Annotated in this window: 14 protein-coding genes, 4 tRNA genes and 1 pseudogene; 2 read left to right on the top strand and 17 right to left on the bottom strand. The window is 24.2% G+C overall.

Annotated features, from left to right (window positions below; all coding sequences use genetic code 11):
- Positions 1 to 9: 9 nt before the first annotated feature.
- The 9 genes from EV215_RS02495 to EV215_RS02455 all read right to left on the bottom strand — a co-directional run bounded on the left by EV215_RS02495 (position 10) and on the right by EV215_RS02455 (position 5,980).
- A complete protein-coding gene (locus EV215_RS02495) occupies positions 10 to 798 on the bottom strand; it encodes a YlmH/Sll1252 family protein (protein ID WP_134112414.1) in 789 nt (262 codons plus the stop codon).
- A complete protein-coding gene (locus tag EV215_RS02490) occupies positions 795 to 1,451 on the bottom strand; it encodes a hypothetical protein (protein ID WP_134112413.1) in 657 nt (218 codons plus the stop codon). The genes EV215_RS02495 and EV215_RS02490 overlap by 4 nt, the downstream gene beginning before the upstream one ends.
- Positions 1,452 to 1,566: 115 nt before the next feature.
- Positions 1,567 to 2,406 carry an endonuclease/exonuclease/phosphatase family protein gene (locus tag EV215_RS02485; protein WP_134112412.1) on the bottom strand — a complete coding sequence of 280 codons (840 nt, stop codon included), beginning with the start codon at positions 2,404 to 2,406 and terminating at the stop codon, positions 1,567 to 1,569.
- Complete coding sequence (locus EV215_RS02480) at positions 2,407 to 4,308, bottom strand: sensor histidine kinase (RefSeq protein WP_166667323.1); 1,902 nt, start codon at positions 4,306 to 4,308, stop codon at positions 2,407 to 2,409. It lies immediately after the preceding gene.
- A 275-nt stretch (positions 4,309 to 4,583) separates the two neighbouring features.
- Positions 4,584 to 4,886 (bottom strand): site-specific integrase, encoded by a 303-nt coding sequence (locus EV215_RS02475; protein WP_134112410.1) that lies wholly within the window; start codon positions 4,884 to 4,886, stop codon positions 4,584 to 4,586.
- 376 nt (positions 4,887 to 5,262) lie between these two features.
- A tRNA-Tyr gene (locus tag EV215_RS02470) sits at positions 5,263 to 5,347 on the bottom strand.
- Positions 5,348 to 5,352: 5 nt separating this feature from the next.
- Positions 5,353 to 5,427, bottom strand: a tRNA-Glu gene (locus tag EV215_RS02465).
- A gap of 388 nt (positions 5,428 to 5,815) precedes the next feature.
- Positions 5,816 to 5,891 (bottom strand) — tRNA-Thr (locus EV215_RS02460).
- 11 nt (positions 5,892 to 5,902) lie between these two features.
- A tRNA-Asp gene (locus EV215_RS02455) sits at positions 5,903 to 5,980 on the bottom strand.
- A 146-nt stretch (positions 5,981 to 6,126) separates the two neighbouring features.
- Between EV215_RS02455 and msrA the strand changes: the two are divergent.
- A pseudogene (gene msrA / locus EV215_RS10565) lies at positions 6,127 to 6,668 on the top strand (peptide-methionine (S)-S-oxide reductase MsrA); the annotation flags it as partial.
- Positions 6,660 to 7,196: a peptide-methionine (R)-S-oxide reductase MsrB gene (msrB, locus tag EV215_RS10560; RefSeq protein ID WP_503465903.1), complete on the top strand. Its 537-nt coding sequence runs from the start codon at positions 6,660 to 6,662 to the stop codon at positions 7,194 to 7,196. The pseudogene msrA and the gene msrB, both read left to right, overlap by 9 nt.
- Before the next feature lie 82 nt (positions 7,197 to 7,278).
- Here the strand turns inward: msrB and thyA are convergent, their stop codons facing one another.
- The 8 genes from thyA to EV215_RS02410 all read right to left on the bottom strand — a co-directional run bounded on the left by thyA (position 7,279) and on the right by EV215_RS02410 (position 15,835).
- On the bottom strand, positions 7,279 to 8,151 hold the full coding sequence (gene thyA / locus EV215_RS02445; RefSeq protein ID WP_134112409.1) for a thymidylate synthase: 873 nt from the start codon (positions 8,149 to 8,151) through the stop codon (positions 7,279 to 7,281).
- Between the two features lie 10 nt (positions 8,152 to 8,161).
- Positions 8,162 to 8,848: a hypothetical protein gene (locus EV215_RS02440; RefSeq protein WP_134112408.1), complete on the bottom strand. Its 687-nt coding sequence runs from the start codon at positions 8,846 to 8,848 to the stop codon at positions 8,162 to 8,164.
- A gap of 124 nt (positions 8,849 to 8,972) precedes the next feature.
- Positions 8,973 to 10,568: a CTP synthase gene (pyrG, locus tag EV215_RS02435; protein WP_134112407.1), complete on the bottom strand. Its 1,596-nt coding sequence runs from the start codon at positions 10,566 to 10,568 to the stop codon at positions 8,973 to 8,975.
- Positions 10,569 to 10,722: 154 nt separating this feature from the next.
- Complete coding sequence (locus EV215_RS02430) at positions 10,723 to 11,700, bottom strand: class II fructose-bisphosphate aldolase (protein WP_134112406.1); 978 nt, start codon at positions 11,698 to 11,700, stop codon at positions 10,723 to 10,725.
- 80 nt (positions 11,701 to 11,780) lie between these two features.
- On the bottom strand, positions 11,781 to 12,242 hold the full coding sequence (locus EV215_RS02425) for a hypothetical protein (RefSeq protein WP_134112405.1): 462 nt from the start codon (positions 12,240 to 12,242) through the stop codon (positions 11,781 to 11,783).
- Positions 12,229 to 13,497, bottom strand: coding sequence for a serine--tRNA ligase (serS, locus tag EV215_RS02420; RefSeq protein ID WP_134112404.1), 1,269 nt, complete (start codon positions 13,495 to 13,497; stop codon positions 12,229 to 12,231). Before serS ends, EV215_RS02425 begins: the two co-directional genes overlap by 14 nt.
- Positions 13,498 to 13,505: 8 nt before the next feature.
- The gene (locus tag EV215_RS02415) at positions 13,506 to 14,099 is read right to left on the bottom strand and encodes a TIGR03936 family radical SAM-associated protein (protein WP_134112403.1); all 594 of its coding nucleotides are present in this window, start codon (positions 14,097 to 14,099) and stop codon (positions 13,506 to 13,508) included.
- An 8-nt stretch (positions 14,100 to 14,107) separates the two neighbouring features.
- Positions 14,108 to 15,835, bottom strand: coding sequence for a flagellar assembly protein A (locus EV215_RS02410; protein ID WP_134112402.1), 1,728 nt, complete (start codon positions 15,833 to 15,835; stop codon positions 14,108 to 14,110).
- Between the last annotated feature and the right edge of the window lie 18 nt (positions 15,836 to 15,853).

Below are 15,853 nucleotides of genomic sequence, written 5' to 3'. Positions count from 1 at the left end.
CTCACTCCCCTACATAAATTTCATCATTTCTACTTTTAATCTGTCTTTTTTGGTTGATCCCACTATTCCCTTATAAAAATATTTACCATACCCTCTTATAGTTAATATATTTTTTTCATTCAAACTCTTATTTTTTTTATTAATTACTTCATAATCTACATAAACTAAATTTTTCTCTATTAATTTAACTGCTTCATTTCTAGATAGTTTAGTTAATAAAGACACTATATTATCTAATCTATTTGATGATATTATTCCTGTTATTCTTTCGAATTGTATCTCTATTTTTTCATTGTTATATATCTTTTTTATAATTACATTATTTTTGTCTATTGAATTAATATTATTGATTAAATATTCTGCTATATCTGAAAATGTTACGAAATATGCATTTCCATCGTTTATTACAATATCACTTATTTTTTCTCTTTTTATTCCATATGAAAGAATATTTCCTAAATAATTTCTATGCCCTAAATCTTTGAATTTTGATAGATTTTCTATTTTTATCATATTCAAATTAAAATATTGGTCATAATTCAATTCTAAATCAATAGGTGCTATTATTATATTTTTTCTTTCTCCATTTTTTATATAATTATCTAATATTATTTTAACTCCTAATTCATATTCATATTTTAATAACTTTTTCCAAATTTCTCCACTATAAAATTCTTCTAATTGTATAAAATAATCTATATTTTTTACTAATTCTATTTTTTCATATATATTTGCTATTTTTTCTTTTAATGATTTTGGAAAAAGCTTAATAAAATTATTTTTATTTATTTTTATCACCTACTTACATTTTTTAAAAAAACATTTTCATTTTTAATAAAACTATCTTTTAATTTATCAAAATTTAGTTCTTTTGTTAAAATATTTTCTATTCCAGTCTCTCCAATTCTATTATAAGCTTTCGAATTTAATATTATTATTCTATCACCTTGCTGTATGAAGTATTCATATGTATTTATATAATTATTTTTCCCTAAAGAATTTGTTAAGATATTTGTTAATGGACTCTCTTTTGCTTTTGAATAATCAATCATATTATTTTTAAATAATCTAAAAAATTCTGTATCATCTTCTGTTATTTGCCTTATTTCATTATTTGAATAAACATAAAATCTTATATTTCCTATATTTAAAATAATTATTTTTTTGTCTTCTAATTCAGAAAATATTTGGATACTAACATTTTCATATTTCCCTAAAAATTCTTTATTTAATTTTTCTAAACTTTTTCTTAGACTTCCTTTTATGTTTTTTTTATCTAAATTTTCATTTAATAATTCTAAAAACCTTTCTATTATATAGCTACCATTTTCATTATCAATATTATCTAAGATAATTCCTGTTTTCAAGTTTTTATCAAACTTTATATTTTCTCCATTTAAAAAATAATCTCTATAATTTTTTTTATTAAATAATCTTTTTAATATATTCACTTTATTCCTCCTAGTTTTTTGGTTTTCTATAGTTATTTCCCTTTTACAACTAGTTTCTTTCCATTTGATTATAACATATATAAACAAAAAAAATAAAGCTGTTTTCACAACTTTATTATATATTTAATTCTATAAATACTGGTAAATGATCTGATATTGTTTTTCGAAGAATTTTATATTTTTCTTTTCCGTACTGCTTGTCATATTTTTTATCTTTTGTAAAATCATATACTCCATTTCTTCCACTATATTCAGAAAATATTTCATATGATAGAAAAAAATTATCATATGAACTTGCTAATCCATATTTACCAATTGTTGTTTTATTTGATGGATCTATTGCATAAAATATCTTATTTCTAATCATATCTTTAAATGAAATATCATATGCTGGTAAATTAAAATCTCCTGCTACTAATATCTTTTTAGTATATTTAGTAAAATAATCATATACTTCATCTAAATAAACAGCTTCTAGTTGTCTATCTCTTTTCTTATCGCCATAAATAAAATGATTAAGTACAAATCCAAATTCTAAATTTTTAATTTGAAAAATTGCTCCATATGGTTCTCGAATAAATTCATCATTTTTTTCTTTAAAAAAACCCATACTTCTTTTAAATTTAACTTTTTTCTCTCGCCATATATATGCATAATATTCTCTATATTTTTTACTTCTTCCTACACTATACTTTGAAATATGCCAATGCCATTTTTCATTAGTTAATTTTTCTAATTCACTATCAAGCTTCTTTAATCCATCCTTACTCATTACTTCTTCTAATCCCACTAAATCAAATAATGAAACTATTTCAGATAATTCTTTATAATTTTTACCTTTCCATCCTAAATGTAATGTATTAAAACTAGCAATTACGTAATTTTCTTTTGTATTTGTAAATGTTAAATTAACTATTACTATAAAAAGTATTACTATAAAGTTTTTCTTTTTCAATTATTTTGTACTCCTTTTCGGTAAAATGATTTTAAAATTTGTATATTCTCCATACTTAGATTCTACTAAAATTTCTCCTCCATATTTTTTTATAATTGATTTACAACTATACAGTCCATAGCCATTCCCTTTTCCATTTTCTTTTTTCGTTGAAAAACCAAACTCAAAAAGTTTATTTAAATTTTCTTCTTTTATTCCTATTCCATTATCTTTTATTTCTATAATAAATTTATCTTTATTATTGTACGTAGTTACTTCTAATAATTTTTCTTTTTTTTCTGCTTCCTCTATAGCCTCGTATGCATTTTTTATAAAATTACTTATTACTTGAAATATTTGCCCTCTATCACATAATATTTCTTGATTTTCACCTCTATTAAATTTATAATTTATTCCTCTTTTTTCTAAAGATGATTCATAAATTTCTATAACTTCTTTTACTATTTCATTTATATTATTATAGTCTTCCGTTCCTAATGAACCTACAAAATTTTGTTGCAATTGAATTATCTCTTTTAAATGTAAAAGCTTCTTAGAGATTAATTCAATCTTTTCTTTTATTTTCTCATCATATTCCTTCATCGTTTCAATAATTTCAGGAGTGATTTTAATTATTTTTTCTAATTCTTTTGATTTTATATCTATTTTCTGTAGTTCTCTAGATAATATTTCATTAAAAAACTTATATGTTTTTTCATTATCAGGATATTCTACAATAAGTTCTTCCATATTCATATTTATAATATTTACAATATTTCCAATATTATGTATTATTCCCGAAGTTACCTCTATAAAAGCTTTATTATAAGCATTTTTTACCATCTCTTCTTGTTGACTTTTTATTAGTTCATTTGCTTTTTGAAGATCTGCTGTTCTCATTTTTACTTTTACTTCAAGAGTTTCTGCATAATTTTTTAATTTCTCTTCTAAATCTTTTAGTTCTGTTATATCATTTAAAAATATCTGTGCGTATTCAGAATTATTATTTATAGGTGCCACCGTAACCATTAATGTTTTTTCAATTTCTTCAAATTTTATTGTTTTTTTCAACATTTTTTTTGTTTTTATCATTTTTTCTATTAGCTTCATTACTTCAACATTTTCAATAATATATTCTATTTTTTCTCTTTCATAATTAGATGTAAAATTTTTAGTTATCTCTAAAACCTTTTCATTTATTTCTTCATAATTTTCATTTTTAATATTTAATATTATTATTCCACCTGGAGAGTATTTAAAAATATTTTTATATTTTGTTTCAGATAATTCTAATTCTTTCAAAGTATTTTCAAGCATACTATTTATAGAAATCATTTGATTATATGCTGCTTCCAGTTCATCCTTTGTTTTATTTATCTGCTCCATATTTTCAATATTTTTTTTCCGCTCATAATTAAACCCTTTAATTACTTTATTAAAATATTTTTCTATTATTTTAAATTCATCATTTCTATCTAATATGAGTTCAAATTCATAATTTCCTTTGTCTAAATTTTGTAAAGCTTTCACAATTTTTTGTATAGGAGTATATACTGTTTTTGAAATTACAAATATTAAAAATGAAAATATTATTATAAAAAATAATTCTACTATATATATTTGGCTAAGAATTATATTAATCTCTTTATCTATATATTTTGAAGAATATTCGATATATATATCTCCTATTTTCAATCCATCATGAAAAACACTGATAGTATAAAAAATATCTGGTTCATATGTATTATCTGCTATTTCAATTAATTTATTTTTGTTTTCTGTTATTACTATTTTTACTATTTCAGGTTTATCTAAAAAAAATTTTGAATTTACATAAAGTGCATTTAAATCATAAGCCCATAATGGTTTTTCATTTATTATTTTAATACTTTGATTATCTGTTTCTATTTTATCTAAAAACATCTCTTTTTGTTTCTTTTTTATTTCATATGATATATAAAAAGTTAAAACAAATATGATTAATACCAATGGTAAAATAATATAATATATTAATTTATTTTTCAGTTTTATTTTAATCACCTTTTTCTTTTTTTTAATTATCTTTAAATTTAGTATACTATACATATTATTAAAAATCAATTCAATAAAAAAAGAGCTTTGAGCTCTTTTTTATTGAATTGAAATTTTAATATCACCCTATAATAAGATATTTTACTAATATTTATAATTTATATACTTTATTTACTAACTAATTCTTTATAATGTAATAATTTCAATTTAGCTTCTTTATATTTTGATATATCAGAATTTTTATATAAATAACTAAATAATCTTTTTAAAGTTGCTATCATTTTATTTACATCTGTTTTATTTGTATTATTAAAATTTTCCTTTAAATACTCTATTATTCTATCAATATCTAGTAAAATTTCTTCAGGAATAAATTCTATATTTTTTCTATGAGTTACTATAGTGGTTTCTGTAAATCCTTTTTTTAATAAGTCCTTAAAAAAATTTTCTTTTAATTTTTTTATTTCCATTTTTTACTCCTTTTATATAAATTTTTTTATTTATTAAGTTTTTTTATTTACTAAATACTACCATATTTTAAAGTGTCAAGTCAATAAAAAAACATCCTTTAATTAGGATGCTTATCTTAATATATTCTTCAAAAATTTTCTTTCAATTTTACTTTATTTTTAATTTAAAACCTTTTGCTTAAAAAATCTTACAGATTTTTACGCTTGCTCATAAATTTTACTTTACTTTTTATTTAAAACCTTTTGCTTAAAAAATCTTATAGATTTTTACGCTTGCTCATAAATTTTACTTTACTTTTTATTTAAAACCTTTTGCTTAAAAAATCTTATAGATTTTTACGCTTGCTCATAAATTTTACTTCGTAAAATTTATTTATGGTGGTTAGGGAAGGATTCGAACCTTCGAAGGCAGAGCCGGCAGATTTACAGTCTGCTCCCTTTGGCCACTCGGGAACCTAACCATATATGGTACTCCGTAGGGGAATCGAACCCCTGCCGCCAGGATGAAAACCTGGAATCCTGACCTCTAGACGAACGGAGCTTATTATTTTCTAAATTTTACTCTAATTTTAATTTAAAAAGCTTTTGCTTAAAAAATCTTACAGATTTTTACATTTACTCATAAATTTTACTCTAATTTTAATTTAAAAACCTTTTGCTTAAAAAATCTTACAGATTTTTACGCTTGCTCATAAATTTTACTCTAATTTTAATTTAAAAACCTTTTGCTTAAAAAATCTCACAGATTTTTACGCTTGCTCATAAATTTTACTCTAATTTTAATTTAAAAACCTTTTGCTTAAAAAATCTTACAGATTTTTACGCTTGCTCATAAATTTTACTCTAATTTTAATTTAAAAACCTTTTGCTTAAAAAATCTTACAGATTTTTACGCTTGCTCATAAATTTTACTTCGTAAAATTTATTTATGGTGCCGCTTGCCGGAGTCGAACCAGCCACCTACTGATTACAAGTCAGTTGCTCTACCAGATGAGCTAAAGCGGCATATATTTAAATGGCGGGAGTGACGGGGATCGAACCCGCGACCTCATGCGTGACAGGCATGCGCTCTAACCAAACTGAGCTACACCCCCTTGAGAACAAAAAATATTTTATCATAGTTAAATTAAAATGTCAATTTTTTTTTACTTTTTTATATTTATATTCTTTATTTTTTTTATCATGTTTTTTTAACTTTTATCGCATATAATATAATTAGTTAAAATAATAACTAGCATTCATGCTAGTTTGGAGGATCTTTATGTATAAATTATCATATTATTTATTAATATTTATTATATTGTTTAATCCATCTTATTCAAAAACACAACAAGCTATTTTCGCAGGTGGTTGTTTCTGGTGTATGGAACCTCCTTTTGAAAAAATAAATGGTGTTAAAGAAGTTTATTCTGGCTTTACAGGTGGTAATGAAAAAAATCCTAGTTATAAGGATGTAGCTAATGGTAAAACCGGTCATAGAGAAGCTATATTAGTTTTATTTGACAATGAAAAAGTTTCTTATAATAAACTATTAGATATTTTTTGGTCACAAATAAACCCAACAGATCCTGATGGACAATTTGTTGACAGAGGTTTTCAATATTCAACTGCTATTTTTTATTTAAATGAGGAACAAAAAAAATGGCGGAAATTTCTAAAAAAAATCTTGAACAATTAAATTTATATAGTAAAAAAATTATTACCCCTATTTTGCCTGCAAAAGTTTTCTACAAAGCTGAAGAATATCATCAAAATTTTTATAAAACACATTCTATTAAATATAATTATTATAGATATCGTTCAGGAAGAGATCAATTTTTAAAAAAAATATGGAAAGGGAAAAAACTGAATAGTATTAATACAAAATATAGCAACTATAAAAAACCCACTGATAAAGAGTTAAGAAAGACATTATCTAATTTAACTTATAAAGTTACTCAAAAAAATGGAACAGAAAGAGCTTTTACTGGTATGTACTGGGATAACAAACTTGAAGGAATTTATGTTGATATTTTATCTGGTGAACCTTTATTTAGCTCTACTAATAAATATAAATCTGGTACAGGTTGGCCTAGTTTTACTATGCCAATAGATGAACATTTTATATTAAAAAAAGAAGATAAAAGTTTATTTTATAAAAGAATTGAGGTGAGAAGTAAATATGCTGATAACCATCTAGGACATGTTTTCACTGATGGTCCTCCACCTACTGGATTAAGATACTGTATAAATTCAATAGCTTTAAATTTTATTCCTAAAGCAGAAATGGAAGAAAAGGGATATTCAAAATATTTATACTTATTTAAATAAAAATTTTTAATATAAAAAGGAGTTTAAAGTATAAACTCCTTTTTATATTTTCTTTATAATATATTAAATCTGCTAAACATATTTATACAGCTACCTCAAATTTTATTAATGGATCATGATTATAATTTATTAACTCTATATCTTCTGGCGTTAATTCATTAAAAGGTTTATCAGCTATTTTTATTTCTGGTAATTCTTTAGGAGTTCTTTTTATTTGTTCTTTTAACCCTTCTATATGATTTTCATATATGTGACAATCTATTATTGTATGTGCGAATTCACCTACTTTATAACCACACTCTTTTGCTATCATCATAGTTAATAACGAGTAACACGCTAAATTAAATGGTATTCCTAAAGCAACATCTCCACTTCTTTGAGTTAAATGACAATTTAATTTATCTCCTTGTACATTAAATGCAAATGTATAGTGACATGGCGGTAATTTACTTATAGTCGCATTCCCTGGATGCCATGCTGAAACTATTAACCTTCTACCGTTAGATGCTTCAGGATTAATTTTAATTTCTTTTAAAGTGTCTATAATGTATTGTATTTGGTCAAATGTCAAAGTTCCATCCTGGTGTTCTGTTGTCCATTTATTATCTTTATCTACCCAAACTTCTCCATTAAAATGATTCTCTTTTGGCACAGGATATTTTCTCCAAAATCTTCCATAAGCTGTTTCTAATCTTCCCTCTTCATCAGCCCATGCATCCCATATTTTAGTATGCTTTCTTAATTCTTTTATATGCTCATCGCCACTTAAATACCAAAATAATTCTTTTAACATTGAATTAAAATATACTTTTTTAGTTGTTAATAATGGATACCCTTTCGATAGATCTACTTTATAAAAATAACTAAATGTACTTATAGTATCTACACCTGTTCTATTTTTCTTTCTTACTCCATTATCTAAAACATATTTTACCATATCTAAATACTCTTTCATAAACTCACTCCTATATTCTTTCTTTCCATTCATAATATATATCAAATAATTCTTCTATATTTCCTTCATATTCTACTTGATGAAGTATAAATTCATATTTTTTTAGCGTTTTATTTAAAAAACTTTTAAATTCATCTTTTATTTCATCATTATAACAAATTATTTCATAATTTTCTTTATTTAAGTCAAGAACTTTTATAATATTATATTTTTCAAATATTATTAAAAAGTAATCTTTAAATTTTTTTAAAACTTCATTTTCATTTGATTTTTCAATTAACAAACCATTTAACCACTCTGGAAAAAGATTCATATAAATTAAATCTTGATGATTTTCATCTAAAACATCATTTCTAACAAGTTCAGAATATATCATAGCTTCTAATAACCCTGAATCTTTTTTTATTAGCTTTACTTCTATGCCATCCTCTATCTCTAAACTTTCACCATTAAAATATCCATCTAAATCAATATTTGCTATAATTTCATTTTCAGTATCTAAATAAAATTCTCCTATTTTATTATTTTTTTTATCATATATTCCAAATTCTAACTTCCAATCAATTTTATTATAATTCTCATCCTTTTTTTTCCATTTTTCTTTTAACTCTTCATATGTATTTTCAATTGGGTTTTTAAATTCTATTTTATTATAATTTTCATCAAATATAATAGCTTTTTCTAATTTAACTAGCATTTTCTCTCCTTAATTTTAAAGATTTAACAATTTCTAATAAAATATAAATATTCTATTGCCACTATATTCTATCAATTTTTAACTATTTTTACTAGCAAAAAAAGAGAGCTTCTCTCTCTCTTTTTTATATTTCTTCTCCTAACATAGCTTTAACAAAACCTACAAATAAAGGATGTGGTCTATTTGGTCTTGATTTAAATTCTGGATGAAATTGTGATGCAATAAAATAAGGATGATTTTTTAATTCTACAATTTCAGCTAACCTTCCATCTGGTGAAGTTCCAGATATTTCAAGTCCTGCATTTATAATTATTTCTTTAAATTCATTATTAAATTCATATCTATGTCTATGTCTTTCATATATTAACTCTTCTTGATACAATTTTTTAGCTAAACTTCCTTCTTTTAATTTACATGGATAAACCCCTAATCTCATTGTTCCACCCATATCTTCTATATCTTTTTGTTCTGGAAGTAAGTCAATAACTGGATAATTAGTATCTTCATCAAATTCAGTAGAGTTTGCATCCTTATAATTTAAAACATTTCTAGAATACTCAATAACTGTACATTGCATTCCTAAACAAATACCTAAAAATGGAATTTTATTTTCTCTTGCATATTGTATACTTTTAATTTTACCTTCTACTGCTCTTTGACCAAAACCACCAGGTACTAAAATACCATCATAATTTTTTAATACAGATACATCTATATCTTCTGCTTGTATATAGTCTATTTTTGCTTTTCCTTTTAAACTATAACCTGCATGTAAAATAGATTCATTTATACTTATGTACGCATCTTTTAATTCAACATATTTCCCTACAATAGCTACTTTAAATTCTTTTTCAGGATTTTTAATTCTATCTACTAATTCTGACCATTCATGTAAACTAGGTTTATTATTTTCTAATCCTAATTTTTTACATACTACATCAGCTAATCCTAATTCTTCTAAAATTAATGGTACTTCATAAATTGTAGAAGCATCTGGACATTCGATTACACCTTCTACATCTATATCACAAAATAAAGATAATTTTCTTTTTATTTCATCAGTTACTGTTTTTTCTGTTCTACAAACTAAAACATCTGGTCTTATCCCTATACTCATTAATTCTTTTACACTGTGTTGAGTTGGTTTTGTTTTTAACTCTCCTGCTGCTTTTATATATGGTAATAAAGTAACATGACAATATAATACATTCTCTTTCCCCACGTCATACCTAAATTGTCTAATTGATTCTAAAAAAGGAGTTGATTCTATATCTCCTACTGTTCCTCCTATTTCTGTTATTACTATATCAGAATTATTTTCTTTTCCTACTATTTCTATTTTTGATTTTATTTCATTAGTTATATGAGGAATAACTTGTACTGTTCCTCCAAGATATTCTCCTTTTCTTTCTTTATTTATTACTGCTGAATAAATTTTCCCTGTTGTTACATTATTATATTTAGTCAAACTTTGATCTATAAATCTTTCATAATGTCCTAAGTCTAAATCTGTCTCAGCTCCATCATCAGTAACAAATACTTCTCCATGCTGATAAGGACTCATTGTTCCTGGATCTACATTTATATATGGGTCAAATTTTTGAATAGTTACACTATAACCTCTTTCTTCTAACAATCTTCCTAAAGAAGCCGCTGTTATTCCCTTTCCCAATGATGATACTACTCCTCCAGTAACAAAAATATATTTTGTTTGCTTCATTCTTCCTCCTTAAAATGTTAATTTACAATAAAAAAAAGACGAAAAAAAAAATTCGTCTAAAGTTTTTTTTTTGAGGTGGGTTTTAGACTCCCACCTCAAATATATTTAATTTTATAGAAATTATTATAACTTTTTTTTATAATTCTGTCAAGAATTATTCCCCTTTTTTATAAGCTCCTTCAGAACCAAATACAGTTTGTATTTTTTCTTTATAATATTCTTTCATATATTCTTTTGCTGGTCCTAAATATTTTCTAGGATCAAATTCAGAAGGATTTTTAGCGAATACTTCTCTTATTCCTGCTGTAAATGCTAATCTTCCATCTGTATCAACATTTATTTTCGCTACTGCAGATTTAGAAGCATCTCTTAATTGTTCATTAGGAATTCCTATCGCATCAGCAATTTTTCCACCATTTTCATTTATTAATTTAACAAATTTTGCTGGTACTGATGAAGAACCGTGTAAAACAATTGGGAACCCAGGTATTCTTCTTTCTATTTCTTTTAAAATATCTAATCTTATTTGAGGATTATCACCAGGTTTAAATTTGTATGCTCCATGTGAAGTTCCTATAGCTATTGCTAATGAATCTACTCCTGTTTTAGAAACAAATTCTTCTACTTCATCAGGTTGAGTAAATATAGTTTTTTCTGCAACTACATCATCTTCTACTCCTGCTAATATTCCTAATTCTGCTTCTACTGATACATCATATTGATGTGCATAATCAGCAACTTCTTTTGATACTTTTATATTTTCTTCGAATGAATGATGAGAACCATCTATCATTACAGAAGAAAATCCATAATTTATACAGTCTTTAACTGTTTCTAAATTTGGTCCATGATCTAAATGTAATGCTACTGGAATATCAGATCCTTTTGATCTTGCATAAGCTACCGCTGCTTGTGCTAAAAAAGGAACAATTTCTTTCCCTATATATTTTCTAGCTCCAGCTGATACTTGTAATATAACTGGCGAACCCATTTCTGTACAAGCTTCAATTATTGCTTCCATTTGCTCCATATTATTAAAGTTAAATGCTGGAACTGAATAACCATTTTCATTTGCATGCTTAAACATTTCTTTCGTATTAGAAAGACCTAATTCTTTATAATTATATTTCATACAAAAGCCTCCTAGATATAAATTTTAATACACTTTCACTCTAATATTGTACCAGATTTTAACAATAAAATCAATTTTTTTTATAATCTCTTATATATCTCTTTAAATATATTTTTATAAAAATACTTTATTTTTCTTCTTTTTTTAAAATTATTAAACACTTTCGGTGTCATATCTAATATAATACTAAATATTTTCTCGTATTCTCCTAGTGAAATTTTATCTCTAGCTAATATTGTAATATTATGTGCTAAAATAGTTAAATTGATTAATCTTAAAAAATTATTTAAAAAAAGTGAAAATCCAAGTTTTGTAATAAAAAATTTCCCTAATTTTATTAATACCTCTCCTTCTTGATAAATAAAAATTTTAGAAATGGAAATTAAAATAAAAAAAATGTATACGTGTTTTATATTTTGATAAATTTTTGTTTTCTTTTTATTAAAAAAATTGATAGTAAGCAATAAAATACTCACTGTCAATTGGTATATAAAATTTTTATTTAAAATAATAAATAAAAAAATTATACTATTTAATAACATCTATCCCCCCCATATACGGTCTTAAAGCTTTAGGGATAATTACACTGCCATCTTTTTGTTGATAATTTTCTAATATAGCTACAACTGTTCTACCTACAGCTAACCCAGAACCATTTAATGTGTGTAAAAATTCTGATTTTTTCTCCCCATTTCTTCTAAATTTTAATCCCATTCTTCTAGCTTGAAAATCTTCGGTATTACTACAAGATGATATTTCTCTATATTTATTTTGTCCTGGTAACCATACTTCAATATCATATGTTTTAGCTGCAGAAAATCCTATATCTCCTGTACATAATTGAATAACTCTATACGGTAATTCTAACCTTTTTAGTACTTCTTCTGCATTTAACACCATTTTTTCAAGCTCTTCATAAGAATTTTCTGGTTTTACCAATTTTACTAATTCTACTTTATTAAATTGATGTTGTCTTATTATTCCTTTTATGTCTTTCCCATATGATCCCGCTTCTCTTCTAAAACATGCAGAAAATGCTGTGTAATATTTAGGCAATTCTCCTTCTTCTAATATTTCTTTTCTATGAATATTAGTTAAAGGTACTTCTGATGTAGGTATTAAAAACATATCATCTGTTGTTTTATATGCATCTTCCTCAAATTTTGGAAGTTGTCCTGTTCCTTCCATTATCTCTCTTTTTACTAAAATTGGAGCTATTATTTCTTCATAGCCATGTTCTTGTGTATGTAAATCCAACATAAAATTAATTAATGCTCTTTCTAATCTGGCTCCTAGTTTTTTATATAAAGTAAATCTAGATCCTCCTAATTTTGCTCCTCTTTCAAAATCTAAAATATCTAATTTTTCAGCAATTTCATAATGTTCTTTTGCTTCAAAGTCAAATTTTTTAGGCTCTCCCCATTTTCTAATCTCAATATTTTCATTCTCATCTTTTCCAATAGGTGTTGATTCATGATACACATTTGGTATAGTCATTTGGATATATTTTAATTCTTTCTCTATTTCACTTAATTTAGAATCTAACTCTTTAATATCTTGACTTACTTTCCCCATTTCCTTTATTATTTCAGTAGCATCTTTTTTTTCTCTCTTTAATTTCCCTATTTCTATAGAGACTATATTTTTTTTATGTTTTAACTTTTCTACTTTTTCTAATAAATCTCTTCGTTCTGCATCTAATTGTTCAAATTTATCTAAATCAACTTCTGTCCTTCTATTTTTTAACATATCTTTTAAAAATTCAACATTATCTCTTATATATCTCAGCTCTAACATATGTCCTCCTATTTTGTATATTTAATTCTTTTTATTTTATAAAATTCATTATCTATCTTAGCTAATCTAAGAAGTGCATTTGGTGATAAATTTTTTAAAATTAATTGTGCTTTTTTATCTATAAAATTTATAAATTCTATTTTTTCTTTTAAATTTCTTTTTTGAATTTTTCCATCTTTTTTTTCTTTTATTTCAATCATTTCATCTTGATCTAAAATCTTTTTAAACATCTCAAAATATTCTTCTTTTAAAAATTCTATTTCATATTCTACTTTTTTATATTCCGACATTATGGAGCCTTTACTACTTAATTCTTCTACATCTATAAATCTTAATCCTTTAGGTGCTTTTTCATTTAATTTTTTTAATAAAATTTCATTTTTGATATTATTTTTTAAAACAATATCTATAGGTTCTTTTAAACTTATTTCTCCTACAGATATTGGATTCCCAAAAGATATTTTCGCTCTTGGATGATATCCTTGTGAAAATTCTAATTCAATTCCACTTATTTTAAATAATCTTTCCATCAATCTAATAGTATCAAGATGTGATATATATATCATTTCATCTTTTTTTTCAAAATATAACCTTTTCCTCATAAAATCTCCTATTCTATAACCAATTCTCCTGTTTCTCTATCAATAGATAATACTGTGTGTAATTTTTGTTCTTTATTTAAATATATATGTTTCCCTAATTTTATTAAAACACCTGGATTTAATGTTTGTAAAACTTGTACTTTTGCATTTCCTAAATCACTATATTCTTGAATTAAATTTTCTTTGTTTTTTAATAACTTATTATACTCTTTTTTTAATTCTTTTAATTGTATTCTAATTTCTTTTTCTTTTGTTTTCAAAGCAGCTCTTACTACTGGACTTTTTTGCATAAATTCTTTTTTTCTAAATTCTAATCTATCTTTTTTAGCTTCTAATTCAAGTAATTTTTTATCAAATTCTTTTTCTTTTTGATATATTTCTGAAAAAACACCAATTTCTAAATATGTATGTGTCTCAAATTTTCCACCAACAATATTTGCTGTTATTCCTTTTTGAGATTTTACTTTACCTCCTATTATTCTTCCTTTTCCAGAAATAACTTCTATTTCTTCTTTAGCTTCTATATCAGATAATAAAATATAATCATCTATTATTACTTTTCCAAAACACTTTACTTTCATATTTTGAATATATTTAGCTCGAAGGTCTCTTCCTACTTTTATATTTCCTTCCCCTTCTTCATTTGCTACAATTCCTTTCTGAACTATAACATCTCTTTCAGCTTCTAATATTGCATCTTCTACAAGACCTTCTACTATTATATCTTCACTTGCTTTTACAGTAAATCCTGTCAATACATTACCCTTTATAAGAACTGTTCCTATAAATTCGATATTACCAGTAGAATAATCAATATCGCCATTTATTGTTAATATAGGCATTACACTTATTTTATTTTGTTCTTCAATTATTTGGCCATCTATACTAGCGCATAATTTCATTCCATCTTTAGAAATATAAGTATTTTTACCTTTTGGTAATTTTATATCTTTTACTGCTTTTGTAGGAAGTGGCTTACCAAAAATATTAATTCCGTCTTTTCCAGGTATCATTGAAAGTTTTTCAACAATTATATCATCTTTTTTTACGTTTTTTATCCAATTCAAATTTTTAAAATCAACATTATTATTTTTGTCTACTTTTAATTTCTTATCTCTATCATAATGAAATAAAAGTCTCGCATTTTTCCCTTGTATAGGTGCTCTCCCTTTAGCTAAAACAACTCTTTTTTCAAATATTTTATTTTCTAATATAGTCTTTATAGCATTTTTTCTAATTCCAAAAATTATCCCTTTTTGTTTTATCAACTCCAAAATATGAGTATACTCAGGCATATTACCTCTTTTAGGAGCTACAATTTCAATTGTTGCTTCTAGTGGGCTTAAAATTTCTATATGTACTTCAGCATCAATATAATAATCTTTATCATGTTCTGCTATTTTTACAAATTGTCCTTGATTTAAAGTTGCGAATTTTATTTTCCCTAAATCAAAATCTTTTATTTCTTTTTTTTGAACTTCTAATATGACATATTTTTCTAATAATTTAACATCTTCATCAGTTTTTAAAACTTTTAAAAATATTCCATCAGGTTTTATTAATATTTCAGAATATTTTATGTCTTCATTATCTACTATCCAAACTTTTAATTCTACTTCTTTTTCATTTTCTTTTAAAATATCATAATTCACTTTATCTTTTGGAATATTAAAATGCGAAGATATCTTTTCCAAAATTTCATCTATATTCTTTCCTTTTACAACATATTTTTTCAAGCCTATCCCCTCGCTTGT

Origin of the sequence: Hypnocyclicus thermotrophus (genome assembly GCF_004365575.1) — a bacterium.
Taxonomy (GTDB): domain Bacteria; phylum Fusobacteriota; class Fusobacteriia; order Fusobacteriales; family Fusobacteriaceae; genus Hypnocyclicus; species Hypnocyclicus thermotrophus.
This window is presented reverse-complemented; position numbering and strand designations above follow the sequence as displayed.